Genomic DNA, 16,994 nt, shown 5'->3' with positions numbered 1-16,994 from the left:
CCGGCACCGGCCCCCGCGGCGCCGGTGCCGGGCCGGGGTCAGCCGTAGGAGACGTTGCTGCAGATGTCGTCGTCCCCCGACCTGGCCTCGTTGACCACCTCGCTGGGCAGCGGGGCCGGGGCGCCGGCCGGGCCGGTGGCGGTCGGGTACGGCGAGCCGCCCGCGGCGCCGCCCGCCGCGTAGTCCCGGCCCAGCCGCAGACTGATCCCGGCCGCCTGCCCCGGAGCGACCGCGGCGCCCGGGAACAGCGCGGCGACCTTCTCCGCGGCGGCCCGCTGCCCGGCGCCGTACTCGACCGTGGTGGTCGCCCGCGCGGTGCCGCGGCTGGACGTCCCGGCGACGGTGACCCGGGCCGCCCGCAGGGTCTCGGCGGCCCGGGCGGCCAGGCCGGCGGCGTTGGTGGCGTTGTAGACGGTGACCCGGATCGGCGCGCCGTCGGCCCCGACCGCCGGGGTGGGCTCGGCGCTCGGCGTCGGCGTGGGCGTCGGCTCGCCCGTCGGCGCGCCCGCGGCGTCCTGCTGGCCGGTGGCGTCCTGGCCGTCGATGGTCCGGTCGGCCTGCAGGGTCCGCCACAGGGTGTCCACCGCCGGGTGCACCAGATCGATCCGGGCGCCGGAGTAACGCCAGGGCGTGGTCAGGAACTTGACCTCGTGCAGGTCGATGCTCTTCAGTGTCAGCGCGAAGTCCACCAGCTTGGCGGCCGAGTCGAGGCCGGGGTCGACGGTCATCGAACGGGTCGCGGCGTCGGCCAGCGGCAGCAGGGTGCCGGGGCTCAGGCCCTTGCTCTTGATCTTCGCCAGCAGCGAGGCCAGGAACGCCTGCTGACGCTTCATCCGGCCGACGTCCGAGTCGTCGCCGATGCCGTGCCGCAGTCGCACGTAGTCCAGCGCCTGCTGGCCGGAGACCCGCTGGCGGCCCTTGGCGAGCACCACCTTGCCCTTCCGGCCCAGATTGGGGTTGATGTTCCCCTCGTGGATGTCGTTGGGCAGGCAGACGTCGACCCCGCCGACGGCGCCGGTCATCGCGGCGAAGCCCTCGAAGTTGACCTCGATGGTGTGGTCCACCCGGATGCCGGTGAGCCGCTCCACCGTGTTCAGCGTGCAGGCCGGGTTGCCGTTCTCGGAATTGCCCACCGAGAAGGCCGAGTTGAACATCTGCCCGGGCTGCTCCCGGGTCCACTTGCCGTTCGGCAGCTTGCACCGGGGCACGGTCACCAGGGCGTCCCGCGGGATCGAGATGCCGACGGCGTGCCGGTGGTCGGCGTACACGTGCAGCAGGATCGTGGTGTCCGAGCGGGCGCCGTCCTCGTCGCCGCCGCCCAGGTCGCTGTTCTTCCCGGCCCGTGAGTCGGAGCCGATCAGCAGCAGGTTGACGGGCCGGTGGCCGTGCGCGTCGGCGGCCGATTCGGGCGGCCGGTCGGGGGCGATGGCATCCGCGTCGAAGGACCGGAGATTGCCGTTCAGCTTGTAGTACACCGCGCCGCCCGCGCCGGCCAGGACCACCAGCACCCCGGCCACGGACCAGGCGATCAGCCGCCGGGCGCCGCGCCGGCCGTCCCGTTCCGGGCTCCGGGCGGCGGTCCGCCGTCCACTGCCGCCGCTCCCGCCCCGGGCGTCCGCGGCGCGCGGCTCCCTGGGGGCGTCCCGGCGTCCGGTCCGGGCGGCCGTCCGAGCGCCCTCGCCGGTCCCGCCCCGGCCCGGGCGGACCGGCACGGCGCGGTCCCGGGCGGCCCTGCGGGCCTCGGCCCGGCCGCCGGGGCGCGGCGCCGGGAGCCGGCCGGGGCCGTCCTCGGGCCACTCGGTCCTGACCGCGTCGTCGGTCCGGACGCCGCCGTCGGCGCGCCCCCGCCCCGCCGGATCCGGCGGGCTCCCGTCCCACTGGACTGACATGGCGCGCACCTCTCAGCGACCGAAGCGGGCAACCCTGGGAGCATACAAACTCTTCGGCCGCCGCCCGGCCGCCGAACCCGGCCGCACCCCCGCCCACCCGGGCGTTCGCCGCGGCGGGCCGCCGCACGGTCACTCCAACGGCTGAACCGGCGGGCGGCGCGGGCGGGTTCACCCCGGCGTGCGGCGGACGTGCCGCGACCCCGGCGCGGTACGGCACCGGGGTCGCGGGGAGTTCGGGTCGGGCGCGGGGAAGCGCCGGGGCCGCCGAGGCGGCCCGGGTTCAGCGCGCCGGGAAGAGACGCTCCAGTACGGCGGCGACGCCGTCCTCGTCATTGCTCAGGGTGACCTCGTCGGCCACCGCGAGGAGCTCCCGGTGCGCGTTGGCCATCGCCACGCCGTGCCGGGCCCAGCCGAACATCGGCACGTCGTTGGGCATGTCGCCGAAGGCGATGGTGTCGGCCGCCGTCACGCCGAGCCGACGGGCGGCGACGGCCAGGCCGGTGGCCTTGGAGAGGCCGAGCGGCAGCAGCTCGACCACACCGGCGCCCGCCATCACCACGCCGACCAGGTCGCCGGCCGCGCTGCGGGCGGCCTCGGCGAGGGCGTCGTCGCTGAGCTCGCTGTGCTGTATGTACAGCTTGCTGATCGGGGCGGTGAGCAGCTCGTGCGACCCGACCTGGACGACGGGCAGCTCGGAGCCGATCTGCAGCCGGTAGCCGGGGCCGGCCAGGACGTCGCCCTCCAGGCCGTCCTGGTTGGCCGCGATCGCCAGCGGGCCGGTCTCGGCCTCGATCTTCTCGATCGCGAGCGCGGCCACCCGGCGGTCCAGGGTGAGCGAGGTGAGCAGCTTGTGCGCGCCCGCGTCGTAGACCTGGGCGCCCTGGCCGCAGACCGCTATGCCCCGGTAGCCGATCTCGTCGAAGACCGGGCGGGCCCAGGTGGCCGAGCGGCCGGTGACGATGATGTGCAGCGCCCCGGCCGAGGTGGCGGTGGCCAGCGCGGCGCGGGTGCGCGCGGAGACGGTCTCGGAGCTGCTCAGCAGCGTGCCGTCGAGGTCGGTGGCGACCAGCTTGAAGGGCAGGTCGCCACCGTCCGCGGGGGAGACGGGACTGGGGCTGGTGGTGCTCATGGGCCGTGCGTCTCCCGGGAGTTGCTTCTTCACTGCGGACCGGCGGGGCCGGTGCTACTTGACCGGCTCCAGCACGGTGCGGCCGCCGAGGTAGGGGCGGAGCGCCTCGGGGACGACGACCGAGCCGTCGGGCTGCTGGTGGTTCTCCAGGATCGCCACGATGGTGCGCGGAACGGCGACCAGGGTGCCGTTCAGCGTGGCCAGCGGGCGCACCTTGCCGTCCTCGCGCATCCGGATGGAGAGGCGGCGGGCCTGGTACTCGGTGGTGTTCGAGGTCGAGGTGACCTCGCGGTACTTGCCCTGGGTCGGGACCCAGGCCTCGATGTCGAACTTGCGCACGGCCGAGGCGCCGAGGTCGCCGGAGGCGACGTCGATGACCCGGTAGGGCAGTTCGAGCGCGTTGAGGAAGTCCTTCTCCCACTGCAGCAGGCGGCGGTGCTCGTTCTCGGCGTCCTCGGGGGTGGTGAAGACGAACATCTCCACCTTCTCGAACTGGTGGACGCGGATGATGCCGCGGGTGTCCTTGCCGTAGGTGCCGGCCTCGCGGCGGAAGCAGGACGAGTAGCCGGCGTAGCGCAGCGGCAGCTTGTCGGCGTCGATGATCTCGTCCATGTGGTACGCCGCGAGCGGGACCTCGCTGGTGCCGACGAGGTAGCGCTCGTCGTCCTCCAGGTAGTAGACGTTCTCCGCCGCCTGGCCGAGGAAGCCGGTGCCGTCCATGGCGGCCGCGCGGACCAGCGCCGGGGTGATCATCGGCACGAAGCCGGCGGCGACGGCCTGGGCGATCGCCATGTTGACCAGGGCGAGCTCCAGCAGCGCGCCGACGCCGGTCAGGTAGTAGGACCGGGCACCGGCGACCTTGGCACCGCGCTCGGTGTCGATCGCGCCGAGCAGCTGGCCCAGCTCGACGTGGTCGCGGGGCTCGAAGCCCTCGGCGGCGAAGTCGCGCGGGGTGCCGATCTCCTCCAGCGTGACGAAGTCCTCCTCGCCGCCGACCGGGGCGGCCGGGTCGATGAGGTTCGCCAGCGAGCGGAGCAGGCGCTCGGCCTCGTCCTTGGCCTCGCCCTGCTCGGAGTCGGCGGCCTTGACCTCGGCGGCCAGCTCCTTGGTGCGCTGGAGCAGGGCGGCCTTCTCGTCGCCCTGGGCCTTGGCGACGAGCTTGCCGAGCGACTTCTGCTCGGCGCGGAGTTCGTCGAAGCGCGTGCCCGAGGACCGGCGGCGTTCGTCGGCGGAGAGGAGGGCGTCGACCAGGTCGACGTCCTCGCCACGGACGCGCTGCGAGGCGCGCACTCGGTCAGGGTCCTCACGGAGCAGGCGAAGGTCAATCACGGGGCCAAGCCTACCGGGCGGGGGCCCGTCCCCCGGTACCGGTTTTCCCCTGGGGATAACTCGCCCCGGCCTGTGGATAACTCTTGTGGGAAACGATCCGGCGGCCGGTTATCCACAGGCTCGGGGCCGGGGCTGTGGATCGTGGGACGGCGCCGGTGGACTGCGGAATGAACCATGGAATTCAGGTTTGAAACCTCATTTGACCTTCCCGGGTGAGGGAATTGAAGCACTCGGACGGGTGATTTGCCGACACCCGGGTGACTCTGGTCCGATTAGTCATCTCTGCGACGCAAACCGATGATCCGACCGATGTGCGCAGTGGCTATACCGGTTTGTCGACTCGTCCCCAAGCCTGTGGATAACTCGGGCCTGTGGACAGTGGATGCCCCTGTGGACAAGCCGGGGGCCGGGGCGGCCGCCCTGTGGACGACCGCCCGGCGGTGCAGAAAACGGTTCTAAAAGGACACGTGGACGGCGAATGTCCCCCGGATGTCCTCGGATGTCCTTACGGCCGTCGGGCGTCCCCGCGTCCGCCGGCCACCCTCCCGACGGTCAGATGTCCCCGCGCCCGTCGAGGCAACGGGAGAGCCAGTCCGCGGCCGCGCCGAAATCCGCGTCCGAGGTGCCGGGCCGCTGGTGCCCGGACACCTGCCGGTCGGCGCGCGGATAGGAGCCGAGGAACCGCACCTGCGGGCAGATCCGCTTGAGGCCCATCAGCGCCTCGCCGACCCGGCGGTCGCTGAGGTGCCCCTCGCAGTCGATGAGGAAGCAGTAGTTGCCGAGCCCCTCGCCGGTCGGCCGGGACTCGATCCGCATCAGGTTGACCCCGCGCACCGCGAACTCCTGGAGCAGCTCCAGCAGCGCGCCCGGGTGGTCGTCCGGCAGCCAGACCACCATCGAGGTCTTGTCCGCCCCGGTCGGCGAGGACACCCGCCCCGGGCGGCCCACCAGGACGAACCGGGTGGTCGCGCTCTGCACGTCCACGATGTCCTTGACCAGCGGGTCCAGCCCGTAGATCGGGGCCGCGAACTCGCCCGCGAACGCCCCGTCGTACCGGCCCTCGGCGACCAGCCGGGCGCCGTCGGCGTTCGAGGCGGCCGACTCCCAGTGCGCGTCCGGCAGGTTGGCGGCGAGCCAGCGGCGGACCTGGGCCTGCGCCACCGGGTGACTGGTGACGGTCTTGACGTCCGCCAGCCCGGTGCCCGGCCGCACCAGCAGCGCGAAGGTGATCGGCAGCAGCACCTCGCGGTAGATCATCAGCGCGGCGCCGGAGGCGAGTTCGTCGTTGGTGGCCGTGACGGCGCCCTCGACCGAGTTCTCGATCGGCACGAACGCGCCCGAGGCCTCGCCGCCCCGCACCGCGTCCAGCACCAGCTGCACCGAGGACATCGGCACCAGCTCCCGGGTCGCCGCCTCCGGCAGGGTGCGCAGGGCCGCCTCGGTAAAGGTGCCCGCCGGCCCGAGGTACGTGTAGCGGGTGGCCGACATGACGCCTCCAAGGGGAAAAGGACCGACGGGAGTTCGGCGTACCGCCGAAAGGAGCCACCTTAGTCACTCCCGGAGCCGCGCACGATCGCGTCCCGCTCCGTGGGAGGAGTCCGCACGACCGGTGGACGGCGGGCCCGGGGCGTGCCGTCCGACGGACGCGCCCCGGGGGCCGGTCACTCGAACAGGGTCTGCCCGACGTACCCGTCCGGCGACACCCCCGGCGGGACGGCGTACAGCCCGCTCGCCTCGTGCCGCAGGAAGCGGGACAGCCCGTCGCCCCGGGCCAGCTTGCGCTGCACCGGGGTGAACCCCTTGCGCGGGTCGGCCTGGAAGGCGAGGAAGAGCAGGCCGGCGTCCGGCGACCCGTCGGCCAGCAGCCCGTCGTGGTACGAGAACCCGCGCCGCAGCATGGCCGCCCCGCCGTTGGCGGCCGGAGCGGCGACCCGGATGTGCGCGTCCGAGGGCACGGCCAGCGACCCGTCCGCCGCCTGGGCGGCGAGGTCCACCGGGGTGCGCTCGCCCGCGTCGGCGGCCGCGCCGAGCGGGGCGCCGTCCGACTTGCGCCGGCCGATCACCCGCTCCTGGCGGTCCAGCGGCAGCGCCTCCCAGTGGTCCAGCAGCATCCGGATCCGCCGGAACACCAGGAACGAGCCGCCCGCCAGCCAGGCCGGCTGCTCGCCCCCGGCGGCGACGAACACCTTGGCGGCGAAGCCGTCCTCGTCCGGCCGGGGGTTGTTGGTGCCGTCGACCTGGCCCATCAGATTGCGCCCGGTCATCGGGCCGGCGGTGGCGCCGGGGGTCCGGGCGAAGCCGGACATCTGCCAGCGCAGCGCCGCGGTGCCGGCCGCCTGGCGCTGGAGCACCCGCAGCGCGTGCACCGCGACCAGGGCGTCGTCGGCACCGATCTGCACGAACAGGTCGCCGTCGCCGCGGGCCGGGTCCAGCGCGTCGGCCGGGAAGGCGGGCAGCGGCTCCAGCCCGGCCGGGCGGTGGTCGGCCAGCCCGGTCCGGTCGAACAGGGTGGCGCCGAAGCCGAAGGTGACGGTGAGCGAGCAGGGCCCGGCGTCCAGGGCGATCTGGTTCTCGAACTCGTCGGCCGGCTCGCCCACCGCCATCCGGGTGGCGGTGCGCGACCAGCGCCGGAGCAGCGCCCGCACGGCGTCCCGGCCGACCCCGCCGGCCAGGTCGAAGGCGGCCAGCTGGACCCGGGCCTGCTGGGGTTCGAGGATCCCGGCCTGGTGCTCGCCGTGGAATCCCACCGCGGCGAGCCCCAGCCGGGGGCCCGCCCCGGTCGCCGCCCGTGGCGGGCCCTGGTCGCGCCGCTCCGCGGCCAGGGCCGTCGCGGCCCCGGCACCGGCGCCGACCACCAGGCCGGCCCCGGCGGTTCCCAGCAGCGTCCGCCGGGTCAGGCCGGGGGCCCGGCCGGCGGTGCCGTTCCCGGCGTCCCCGGCGTTCCCGGCGGTGCTGTCGGTGCTGTCCGTGCTGGTGCTGGTCTCCATGGGGTGGCCCGCCCTATCCGATCTTCAGCTGCTTGATCTCCGTGGTCTGGTCGATGTCGGAGGATCTGATCACCACCGACACCACCCAGTTCCCGGCGAGCGGCAGCTGCGCCGTCCCGGTCCAGCGCCCGGTGCCCTCGGTGGTGAGCGGGACGGTGAGCGGGCCGAGGTCGCGGTCCGGCAGGGTGAAGGCGAGCTCGACCTCGGGCACCTCGACGGGCGAGCCGTCCGCGCCGTCCAGCTTCAGGTGCACCTCGTTCGACCCGGTCCCGGCCGGGTTGAGGGTGACGGTCGCGGTGCCCTTGGCGTTCGGCGTCCGGCCCTTGGTGTCGTACGGGAGCTTGAGCTCCACGGTCCGGCCGGGCACCGTCTGCGGGGCGGGCGCCCCACCGGTGGTCCCGCCGGCCGTGCCGCCGGGGGCCGTGGCGGCGCCGTTCGCCGCGGCGGCGGCGACCTCGCCCGCCACCCGTCCGGGCGGGGAGTTGGTGAGCAGGGTGGTGACCACCAGGACGGCCACCGCGACCGCCGCCTCGACCAGCACCGAGCGGCGCAGCCCGGCCCGGGTCGGGGTGAGCCCGCGGTCCCGGTCGGCGTTCGCCCGGGCCGCCCGCTGACGGGCCAGCTGGGCCTGTCGGACCGGGTCCCCGGAGTCCGCGCCGGTGGCGTCGGCGCTGCCGGAAGAGGTGTCGGCGGCGACGGGAGCCGCGGCGACCGCGACCGGTTCCGGCGCGACCCCGGCCGCCTCCTCCGGGGCGGCGCGCAGCCGGGCGAGCCAGGTGCGGGACATCCAGGCGACACCGAGCATGGCGATCACGCAGCCGGTCTTCACCAGCAGCAGCCGCCCGTAGTCGGTGCCGGTCAGCGCGCCCCAGCTGCCGACGCCGCGCCAGGACTGGTAGACGCCGGTGCCGACCAGCACCAGGACGGCGCCGAAGGCGATCTTCGAGAAGCGGTCCGCGACCTCCGCGCCGATCCCCTCGCGCAGCCCGACCAGCATCGCGGCCAGGCCGCCCAGCCAGAGCGCCATGGCGACCAGGTGGATCATGCCGAGCGGCAGCGCCAGCCAGACCTGGATGCCCACCGAGGCGTGGTCCGCGCCGGCCCAGGTCGCCGAGAGCGCGACGGCCAGCACCAGTCCGGCCACCCCGAGGCCCAGCCGGGCCTCGCGCTGCGGGCGTTCGGCGGCGCGCCGCTCCAGCTCCCGCAGCTCGGCCTCCTCCGGGTCGCCGTCCGTACCGGCCCCGGCCGTCCGCGGTCCGGGACCGCCGGACCTGTCCGTGCCGGCCCCGCCGCCCGCGGCGGCCTTCGCGGCGCCGCCCTGCGGCAGTCCGAGCTGACCGACCAGCAGGGAGAGGAACACCCCGCTCGCGGCGAGCAGCAGCAGCCGGGCCGCCAGCGCCGTGCCGATCCGCTCGTCCAGGGTGGACCGGACCAGCGACAGGTCGAAGGCCTTGCCGATCCCGGAGCCCCGCTCGTACGGTCCGCGCAGCATCAGCACCGCGACGGTGGAGACCAGCAGGGCCACCCAGCCCGTCATCAGCAGTCGCTGCACCGGGCGCCGGGACGCCCCGGCCGGCCAGCAGAGCAGCACGAAGCCGGCCGCGCCGGCGAGCAGCGCGAACGCCGCGTAGGCGACCGTCCGGCCGGTCCCGTAGAGCGCGGCGACCAGGCCGTCGGCCTCGGCGGACTGCAGGGCGGTGGTGGAGACGGTGGTGGCCGAGGGCGCGCCGACGGAGAAGGTGAAGGCCCCGCCGATCGGGTGCGAGTCCTCCGAGACGGCCCGCCAGGCGACGGTGTAGGTGCCGTTGGCGAGTCCGGTGCCGAGCCCGACCCGGGCGGTGTTGTCCTTGCCGTCGGCGTGCGCGGGGCCGCCCGAGTCCACCGCCCGGCCGGCCGGGTCGAGCACCCGCACCGAGTCCGAGGAGAGCGAGACGGCCTCGCTGAAGGTCAGGGTGACGCTCTGCGGTGCGACGGGCAGGACGGCGTTCTGCGCCGGGTCGGTGGACTGCAGGGCGGCGTGCGCGGAGGCCGGTCCGGCACCGGCGAGCAGCAGCGCGAGGACCGCGCCGAGCACGCCGAGCAGCCCGGTGATCCGCCGTCCCAGCAGCCCCGGCGCCGCCGTCCGCGCCGTCCTCGACCGCGTCGTTCTCCGTACTCCCGTCGCCGCCCGCGCCGTTGCCGGCCGTGCCTTCGGCGTCCGTCCCATCAGCATCCTGCGATCCCTTACTGCTGGCCGGGCCGGTAGGTGAGCTCCTTGACCGGCACCTTGACCGAGATGGTGCCGGTGCGGGTGAAGGTCAGGTCGAGTTCGAGTTCGTCACCCAGGACCGGGGCCTTCTGCCACCCCATGATCATGAGATGGGTGCCGCCCCGGGCGAGCTGCAGCGCGCCGTGCGCGGGGACGTCGAGCTTCTCGACCTGCTCCATGCTGCTGGCCGTGGAGCGGTGCATGGTGACCGAGGAGGCGCCGGGGCTGGAGACCTTGACGAGTTCGTCGCCCTCGCCGCCCTCGTTGCGCACCGTCAGGTAGCCGGCCGCCATGCCGCCGGCCGGCGGCATCGGGATGTAGGAGTCCGCGACGCTGAGTCGGGCGGCCCCGCCGGCGACGGCTCCGCCGCCGTCCTGTCCACCGGCCCCGCAGGCGACCAGGAAGGCGCCGCCGCCCAGTGCCGTCGCCAGCACCGCCCCTGCCAGCGCCGTCCGGCGGAAGCCGAGGGCGCCCTTCATGCGGCCACTCCCTTGGCCAGCAGCGGCAGGTCGTGCTCGAAGGTCTTCACCTCGGTGCCGCTCAGGTAGAGCAGGTGCGCCTTGTCGTCCGAGGGCAGGAAGGCCAGCACCTGGGCGCCGTGGGTGGAGGTGACGGTGCCGTCGGCGTTGGTCACCGGGTCCTCGATCAGGATGCCGAGCGCCTTGGCGGCCGTCTTCACCTTGGCCAGGTCCCCGGTCAGGCCTATGAAGTCGCTGCCCATCGAGTCCAGCCAGGCGCGCAGCACCTGCGGGGTGTCGCGCTGCGGGTCGGTGGAGACGAACACGACGTCGACCTTCTGCCGCTCCTCCGGGGTGAGCTTCTTCATCGCCACGCCGATGTCGCCCATGGTGGTCGGGCAGACGTCCGGGCAGCTGGTGTAGCCGAAGAACAGCAGGGTGGTCCGGCCGCCGGTCTTCTGCCGCAGGTCGTAGGGCTGGCCGGAGGTGTCGGTCAGCTGGAGGTCGGGCTTGTCGAAGTGCTTGCCGAGCACGGTGCCCTCGTAGGGCGAGTCGGCCTTCTGCTGGACCACCTTGGCGGGGCCGGCGGTGCCGGAGCCGGAGGAGCCGCAGGCCGTCAGCGCGAGTGCGGCGGCCAGGGCGACGGCGGTGGCCCCGGCCAGGCGGGCGGCGCGGGGGGTACGGGCGGAGCGGGGCATGGGAGGGTCCGATCGTGTGCGGTGGATCACCGGCGGGGCCGCGCCCGGGACGCGGGCGCGGCCGCGGCGGGTGCCGGACGCGGCCCCGCCGGTGCTGGGGTCAGGAGGCCGAGCCGCCGTTCCGGCGGCGCAGGCCGAGGACGCCGACGGCGGTGCCGATCACACCGACCACGATGCCGACCACGCCGAGCACCCGGGCGGTGGAGTCGCTGGCCTTGTCGTCGGAGGCGGCGTCGTTCTTGGCCGCGTCGCCGTGCCCGGTGCCGTGGCCGTCGGCGGCGGCCGACGGGGTGGCGGAGGCGGTCACGCCGTGGCCGTCGGCCGAGGTGGCCTTGGTCAGCTTCAGCACCGGGGCGGGCTTGGCCGGCTCGGGCTGGCCGTCCTTGGCCTCGTCGATCCAGCGGACGACGTCGCCGTTGTCGTAGGTCTGCAGGGCCTTGAAGACCAGCGAGTCGGCGTCGGTCGGCAGCGGGCCGAGCGAGACCCGGAACTCCTGGAACTGGCCGGGGGCGACCTTCACGCCGGCGTCGGCGGTCCAGGTGATCTTGGCGACGGCCTCGTTCACGTCGTTGCCGTGGACCTTGATCGGCTTGTCGAGCTTGGCCTTCTCGACGGTGGAGGTCCAGCCCGGCAGCGGCTGGGTGCGGACCGAGGCCAGCGGGTGGTCCAGCGGGAGGTTGACCTCCAGCTTCACGGTGCCGGCGGCGTCGTTCTCGTTCGGGACCCGGAAGTCGACGGCGGTGTAGCCGCCCTGCTCGGCGCTGCCCGGGTTCACGGTGACGTGGGCGAAGGCGGGACCGGCCAGGGCCACCACCGAGGCGGCGGCGGCGAGGGCGACGGCGGCGGTACGACGGGCGGGAAGGGAACGCATGGGGTTCGTGTCTCCGATCGGAGGCTCGGCAGGCCCGCTCCCGGGCACGGAGGGGACCGTGCCTCGGCGGGGCCGCGCGGCGGGGGAAGAAGTGGGGGGAGGGCCGCAGAACCGCACGGATCGGGCGGGTACGGCACGGCGCCGCGTACTTCCGACCGCCGCCGGACCGCTACCGGTGGGGGGACACCGGGGACACGGGGGGCGGGTCAGTACGCGAGGGCCCCGAGGGGCGGCCCGCGGCGCACCACGCTGTGCCGCAGCACGGCACCGGTCGGCAGCGGGTCGTCCCCGCCGCGGCCACCGGGCCGGCGGGCCGGTCCGCCGGTCGGGCCGAGCAGACCGCGCAGCAGCACCGCGGCCAGCGCGCACGCCGTCCGCAGCGGCTCGGCCGCCCGGGTCCGCGCGGCGGAGGCGGTGATCCGCACCAGTCGCCAGAGCGCCGCCTCGCCGCGCCGCAGCCACCAGCCGGCCAGCAGCGCCGCACCGAGGTGGGCCGCCAGCATCGCCGGCGTCATCCCGAGCACGCCGCCCTGCCACCAGGGCGCGGCCGCGTACGCCTGCGGGTCCAGACCGGCGCCGGCCACCACCTGCTCGGCGGTCGGACTCCCGGGCAGACCGATCAGGGTGCCCGGGCGGGCCTCGTTGCAGACCAGCCGGCTGGCCACCTGCGGCAGCGTCAGCGGGCCGGAGCCCAGCGGGCCGCCGTGGTGGTGCGCGCCGGCCGCCCCGTGGCCGCCGTAGGAGTGGAAGAGCAGGTGCAGGCCGAGCTGCCCCGCGCCCAGCGCCCCGGCGATCGCGCCGAGCGAACGCTCCCGCCCGCCGAGGGCGGTGGCGAGTACCAGCACGGCGGCGAACCCGGCCGCGAGCGTGGGCGGGGCGACCTCGCCGCCGGCCGCGAACGCGTGCCCGGCGGCCGCGATCAGCGTGCACACCAGGGCGAACGGAACCGCCCGGGCAAGCCGCAGGTCCCAGGCGGCGGCCCCCACCGGCGCGTCCGGTGCGGGGGCGCCCGGGTGCGGGGCGGCGGCTGGGGCATTCATGGCCGGGACATCATCTCATCGCCCACACCCACCGGATCGGCAGGGTGGGAAATCCCTACGAATGCCCCGTTCGGCCCCGCGCACGGCCCCCGGTGTGCGCTGCTCGGCACATGCCCGTCCCCCCGTCCATCCGCCGAACGGGCGGTAGCGGGCCCCCGGCACGGTTCACCTCCGCACCACCCGGAGATACCTCGTTATATGTGGAGCCGCAGCCAGGAGGGACCTCCCGTGGACATCTGGTGGACTCTGCACCTCAAGCGCGACCCGGCCAGCGTGCCGCTCGCGCGCCGCATACTGCTCGGCGCGATGGCGACCGCGGGCGTCGACCCGCAGATCGCCCACGATCTCGGCGTCGCCCTCAGCGAGGCCTGCGCCAACGCGGTCGAGCACGGCGCCTGCGGGCGGCCCGACGACGGCTACCAGGTCACCGCGTCGATCAGCGGCGACCTGCTGCGGATCGAGGTGACCGACTCCGGTCCTGGCCTGCCCTGCCCCGACCGCCCGTCCCGCCGTCCCGCCCCCTCCCCCGCGGCCGTCCCGGCGGCGCCGCCCGCCCGACCGGCGGGCCGGGCACAGCCCCGCCGCCGCGCCCGGCGCGGCCGCGCCACCGTCCCCGGGCCGCTGCTCACCACCCACCGCCCGCGCCGCGACGGCCGCCCGTACGACACCCACGTGCTCCCGGCCGCCGCCGACCCGGTGCCCACCTTCCGGCCGGTGGACCTGGATGCCCTGCCCGACCTCACCGCGGAGTCCGGCCGGGGCCTCTTCCTCATCCACGCCCTCACCGACCACGTCCAGCTCCGCAACCATCCGCTGCGGGGGGCGATCGTCAGCTTCGACAAGATCCTCAAGTGGCAGGACGGCGCGCTGCTGCGCCGGGCGTCCTGAGGCGCGACGGCTCCCGGTGGTGCCCGGAGACGGCGACGTCCCGCCCGCCGCGGCAGCGCGGCGGGCGGGACGTCGACGGGTGGTGCCGGGTGGTGCCGGATCAGCCGCGGGTCGCGGCGGCCCGGCGGCGGCGGGCGACGACGACGGCGCCGACGCCGAGGGCTGTCGCCATGCCGCCGGTGACGGCGAGCGGCACGGTGCTGGAACTCGCGCCGGTGCTGGCGAGGCTGGTACCGGTCGCGCCGCCGCCGGTCGAGCCGGTGCCTCCGGTGGTGCCGGCCGGGCGGCCGGCGGAGGGCGAGGCGGAGGGCGAGACCGAGACCGAGGCGGTCGGCGAGGCGCTGGTGGTGGGCGTCCCGGTGCCGGTCGACGGGACGGTCGGGGAGGAGGTGCCGGTCGCCGTGGCCGAGGTGCTCGGGGCCGGGTCGACGACGGTGATCCCGGTCGTGGAGGAGCCGATCAGCCGGTTGCAGGCGTACTTGACGTGCTCCGGGCCGGCGCCGGGCGGCAGCACCTCGGAGCCGCCGGAGACGGTGAGGCTGTAGTTCGGGCTGTAGCGGCCGATGGCGGAGAGCTGGACCGACACGGTGATCATCTCGTTCGGCTTGACCTGGAAGGAGCCGAGGGAGACCGAGCCGTGGTCGGTGGTGGCCTGGGGCAGCGGGGTCCAGGCGCCGTTCTGGACCTTGGTGAGGGCCTTGGGCAGCAAGATGCCCTTCACGCCGTCCAGCAGGACGTTGATCCGGAAGTCCGTCAGCGTGGCCTGGCTGGTGTTCTGGAACGAGATGGCCACCTCCTTCGACGATCCGCCCTTGACCAGGGTGATCGCCGGGTCGGTGTTGTGCACCGGCATCTTGACGTCGCGCTGGTACTGGCAGCCGGACGGGAGGGTCGGGGTGGCGGACGGGGTCCCGGTCGGCGTGGCGGTCGCCGAGGGCGTGGTGGTGGCGCTCGGGGAGCCGCTCGGGGCCGTCGTGGTGGGGGCGGCCGAGGTCGGCGCGGCCGACGTGGGGGCGGCCGAGGTCGGGGCGGCCGACGTGGGGGCGGCGGTGGACGGGGCGGCCGTGGTCGGCTCGGTGCTCGCGGCCGTGGACGGTCCGGTCGTCGCGGCGGCGACCGAGGCGCTGGTCGTCGGATCGGCGGCGAAGGCCCCGGCGGTGCCCGCGAGCGTCGCGGCACCGCTCAGGACCAGCAGAGCGGCGGTGGTGGTCAGACGGGAGGTGCGCAAGATTACGGCTCCGATGGTGGGGCGTCGGCGGGATGGCTTGCGATGTATGGACGGGCGAGGCATGCGAACGGTTGTGCGCATGCCTCGCACTGTTCTTCCGTCAGGGCGTCAGCTGTGCGAACCGGTCCGGCGGCGGCGCAGCACGAGGAGCGTCCCGGCACCGGCCGCGAGCACGGCGGCACCGCCGACGGCGATCGGCAGCGTGTTGGAGCTGGAGCCGGTGTCGGCCAGGTGCGGGCCGCTCACCGCGGACGGCGAGGCCGTTGCCTTGAGGGGGGTGGCGGCGGTGGTGGAGGAGGACTTGTCGGCCACCTTGAAGCCACCCTCGTAGTAGCTGCTGTACTGGGTGCAGCTGTTCGGCAGGGTGGAGCCGGGCTTGGGGAGGTTCGGCGTGTTGTCGAAGGCCTCGGAGCCACCGCCCACGGTGCCGCCGTAGTCGCCGACTGGGGCGGTGCCGACGGCGATCCGGAACTGGATGGTGAGCTTCTCGCCCTTGGCGATCTTGTGGGATCCGGTGCGGATGGCCCGGTCGACCAGCTCGGCGGGCTTCCAGTCCGAGCCGGGCAGCCGGAGCTGGACGGTGAAGAAGTCGGTCCGCCAGTCCAGCGGACGCTCCTCGTTGTCGGTGATGTAGATGCTGGTCGAGAAGTCGGCGAGGTCCACGCCGGTGGTGTTCTCGAAGGTCACCTGGACCTCCTGGGCCGGTCCGCCCTTGACCAGGGTGGTTCCCCAGAGGCCGCTGCCGGTGGTCTTGATGTCGCCTCCGTGCACGCCGCCCTGGCAGCGGTTCGGGAACGTGGGCGCCGGGGGCGTGGGGAGCGAGGTCGGCTTCGGCGCGGTGGTGGCGCCGGGGGTGCCGGTGGCGCTGGGCGAGGTGCTCGCCGAGGGTGTACCGGTGCTGCTGGGGGTGCCGGTCGGAGTCGGCGTACCGCTGGGGGAGCCGGTCGGGGCCGCGGTCGTCGGGGCGGCCGTGGTCGGAGCCGCCGTGGACGGGGCGGGGGAGACGGCGGCGGCGCCGGCGGTGGCCGTGCCGACCGTCGCGCCGAAGGAGAGCGCGATCAGCGTGGACGCGGCCAGAAGGCGGGAAGTGCGCACGGTCTTGGCTCCAGCTTGATGAAATCTGTCCGAATATGGGCGACTTGGCGCCTTGGTGTGATCACCGGCGCGTCGCAGGAGCGGCACCATATCGGAGGGTGGGCGAAGCGTCCGGCCCGGGGGCCCGGAAGGCGGTCGGCGACCGCCTACCCTGGCGCGATGGGTGCGGTGGGCGAGTGGGACCTGAGGCGGCTGCGGGTGCTGCGGGCGGTCGACGAGTGCGGGACGGTGACGGCGGCGGCCGAGCGGCTCCATCTGTCGCCCTCGGCGGTCTCGCAGCAGATCTCGGCGCTGGCCCGGCAGGTGGGCGCGCCGATGCTGGAGCCCTACGGCCGACGGGTGCGGCTGACCCCGGCGGCCCGGCTGGTGCTGCGTCACGCGGCGGTGGTCTTCGGACAGCTGGAGCGGGCCGAGGCCGAACTGGCGGGCTATCTGCACGGCGAGGCGGGCGAGGTCAGGGTGGGGTCCTTCGCCACCGCGATCACCGGGCTGCTCGTCCCGGCGGTGGCCCGGCTGCGCGGGGCCGCGCCGGGACTGACCGTGCGGGTGGTCGAGGCCGAGGCGGACGAGGCGGTCCGGCTGCTGGCGGCGGGGGACGTCGACCTGGCGCTGTCGCTGGCCGTCGGACCGGTCGGCCTCGGCCCCGGATTCGTCGAAACGGCCCTGCTCAGCGACCCGTTGGACGTCGCGCTGCCACCGCACCACCCGCTGGCCGGCACGCCGGGGCTGCGGCTGGCGGACCTCGCGGCGGAGCCGTGGATCTACGGCGCGGCCGGGCCCTGGCGGGAGATCACCGCGACGGCCTGCGCCCGGGCCGGCTTCACCCCGGAGCGGGCGCACACCGCCGCGGACTGGACGGCGATCCTGGCGATGGTGGCGGCCGGGCTGGGGGTGGCGCTGGTGCCGCGACTGGCCTCGACCGGGCGCGGCGGAGCGGCGGTCGTCCGGGCCCTGCCGGCGGACCTGCCGACCCGCCGGGTGGTGGCGGCGGTCCGGGCCGGTACGGAGCGGACGCCCCCGCTGCGCCGGGTGCTGGCGGAGCTGGAGGCCGTCGCCGGGACTCTTCAGTCGGACTGAACGGTTTGCTCAGTTCTTTGTGATGGACCTGATGGGTCGCCCGGCCCGAGGGTGGAG

At 75.2% G+C, this 16,994-nt stretch carries 14 protein-coding genes; 2 read left to right on the top strand and 12 right to left on the bottom strand.

The window, feature by feature from the left end; all coding sequences use genetic code 11:
* Positions 1-38 precede the first annotated feature (38 nt).
* From ACW14Y_RS20805 to ACW14Y_RS20760, 10 genes are all read right to left on the bottom strand, one after another.
* On the bottom strand, positions 39-1,889 hold the full coding sequence (locus ACW14Y_RS20805) for an LCP family protein (protein ID WP_456982874.1): 1,851 nt from the start codon (positions 1,887-1,889) through the stop codon (positions 39-41).
* Positions 1,890-2,169: 280 nt separating this feature from the next.
* Positions 2,170-3,018, bottom strand: a complete 849-nt coding sequence (locus ACW14Y_RS20800) for an HAD family hydrolase (protein WP_380311173.1) — start codon at positions 3,016-3,018, stop codon at positions 2,170-2,172.
* A 54-nt stretch (positions 3,019-3,072) separates the two neighbouring features.
* Complete coding sequence (gene serS / locus ACW14Y_RS20795; protein ID WP_380311171.1) at positions 3,073-4,347, bottom strand: serine--tRNA ligase; 1,275 nt, start codon at positions 4,345-4,347, stop codon at positions 3,073-3,075.
* 552 nt (positions 4,348-4,899) lie between these two features.
* A complete protein-coding gene (gene pheA, locus ACW14Y_RS20790) occupies positions 4,900-5,835 on the bottom strand; it encodes a prephenate dehydratase (RefSeq protein WP_380311169.1) in 936 nt (311 codons plus the stop codon).
* A 173-nt stretch (positions 5,836-6,008) separates the two neighbouring features.
* Complete coding sequence (efeB, locus tag ACW14Y_RS20785; protein WP_456982871.1) at positions 6,009-7,334, bottom strand: iron uptake transporter deferrochelatase/peroxidase subunit; 1,326 nt, start codon at positions 7,332-7,334, stop codon at positions 6,009-6,011.
* Positions 7,335-7,347: 13 nt separating this feature from the next.
* Positions 7,348-9,546 (bottom strand): copper resistance CopC/CopD family protein, encoded by a 2,199-nt coding sequence (locus ACW14Y_RS20780; protein ID WP_456982869.1) that lies wholly within the window; start codon positions 9,544-9,546, stop codon positions 7,348-7,350.
* A gap of 11 nt (positions 9,547-9,557) precedes the next feature.
* Positions 9,558-10,061 (bottom strand): copper chaperone PCu(A)C, encoded by a 504-nt coding sequence (locus ACW14Y_RS20775; protein WP_380311164.1) that lies wholly within the window; start codon positions 10,059-10,061, stop codon positions 9,558-9,560.
* A complete protein-coding gene (locus ACW14Y_RS20770) occupies positions 10,058-10,738 on the bottom strand; it encodes an SCO family protein (RefSeq protein WP_266270483.1) in 681 nt (226 codons plus the stop codon). The genes ACW14Y_RS20775 and ACW14Y_RS20770 overlap by 4 nt, the downstream gene beginning before the upstream one ends.
* A gap of 100 nt (positions 10,739-10,838) precedes the next feature.
* Positions 10,839-11,609, bottom strand: a complete 771-nt coding sequence (locus ACW14Y_RS20765) for a YcnI family copper-binding membrane protein (protein ID WP_380311162.1) — start codon at positions 11,607-11,609, stop codon at positions 10,839-10,841.
* Between the two features lie 206 nt (positions 11,610-11,815).
* Positions 11,816-12,649 (bottom strand): hypothetical protein, encoded by an 834-nt coding sequence (locus tag ACW14Y_RS20760; RefSeq protein WP_380388375.1) that lies wholly within the window; start codon positions 12,647-12,649, stop codon positions 11,816-11,818.
* 228 nt (positions 12,650-12,877) lie between these two features.
* Here ACW14Y_RS20760 and ACW14Y_RS20755 point away from each other — a divergent pair, with 228 nt between their 5' ends.
* Positions 12,878-13,537: an ATP-binding protein gene (locus tag ACW14Y_RS20755; RefSeq protein WP_380311158.1), complete on the top strand. Its 660-nt coding sequence runs from the start codon at positions 12,878-12,880 to the stop codon at positions 13,535-13,537.
* Between the two features lie 100 nt (positions 13,538-13,637).
* On the opposite strand, the gene ACW14Y_RS20750 is transcribed toward ACW14Y_RS20755, so the two are convergent.
* The gene (locus ACW14Y_RS20750; RefSeq protein ID WP_380385124.1) at positions 13,638-14,765 is read right to left on the bottom strand and encodes a hypothetical protein; all 1,128 of its coding nucleotides are present in this window, start codon (positions 14,763-14,765) and stop codon (positions 13,638-13,640) included.
* 108 nt (positions 14,766-14,873) lie between these two features.
* Positions 14,874-15,860 carry an LAETG motif-containing sortase-dependent surface protein gene (locus ACW14Y_RS20745; protein WP_456982865.1) on the bottom strand — a complete coding sequence of 329 codons (987 nt, stop codon included), beginning with the start codon at positions 15,858-15,860 and terminating at the stop codon, positions 14,874-14,876.
* Positions 15,861-16,028: 168 nt separating this feature from the next.
* Here ACW14Y_RS20745 and ACW14Y_RS20740 point away from each other — a divergent pair, with 168 nt between their 5' ends.
* Positions 16,029-16,937 (top strand): LysR family transcriptional regulator, encoded by a 909-nt coding sequence (locus tag ACW14Y_RS20740; RefSeq protein WP_456988218.1) that lies wholly within the window; start codon positions 16,029-16,031, stop codon positions 16,935-16,937.
* The last annotated feature ends 57 nt before the right edge of the window (positions 16,938-16,994 follow it).

Source organism: Kitasatospora sp. cg17-2 (assembly GCF_054031055.1).
This window is presented reverse-complemented; position numbering and strand designations above follow the sequence as displayed.

What these genes read in the sequence shown, in the direction of transcription:
- ACW14Y_RS20805 (WP_456982874.1), bottom strand. Translation starts at nt 1,889, where the DNA reads ATGTCAGTCCAGTGGGACGGGAGCCCGCCGGATCCGGCGGGGCGGGGG.
- ACW14Y_RS20800 (WP_380311173.1), bottom strand. Translation starts at nt 3,018, where the DNA reads ATGAGCACCACCAGCCCCAGTCCCGTCTCCCCCGCGGACGGTGGCGAC.
- pheA (WP_380311169.1), bottom strand. Translation starts at nt 5,835, where the DNA reads ATGTCGGCCACCCGCTACACGTACCTCGGGCCGGCGGGCACCTTTACC.
- efeB (WP_456982871.1), bottom strand. Translation starts at nt 7,334, where the DNA reads ATGGAGACCAGCACCAGCACGGACAGCACCGACAGCACCGCCGGGAAC.
- ACW14Y_RS20780 (WP_456982869.1), bottom strand. Translation starts at nt 9,546, where the DNA reads ATGCTGATGGGACGGACGCCGAAGGCACGGCCGGCAACGGCGCGGGCG.
- ACW14Y_RS20775 (WP_380311164.1), bottom strand. Translation starts at nt 10,061, where the DNA reads ATGAAGGGCGCCCTCGGCTTCCGCCGGACGGCGCTGGCAGGGGCGGTG.
- ACW14Y_RS20770 (WP_266270483.1), bottom strand. Translation starts at nt 10,738, where the DNA reads ATGCCCCGCTCCGCCCGTACCCCCCGCGCCGCCCGCCTGGCCGGGGCC.
- ACW14Y_RS20765 (WP_380311162.1), bottom strand. Translation starts at nt 11,609, where the DNA reads ATGCGTTCCCTTCCCGCCCGTCGTACCGCCGCCGTCGCCCTCGCCGCC.
- ACW14Y_RS20760 (WP_380388375.1), bottom strand. Translation starts at nt 12,649, where the DNA reads ATGAATGCCCCAGCCGCCGCCCCGCACCCGGGCGCCCCCGCACCGGAC.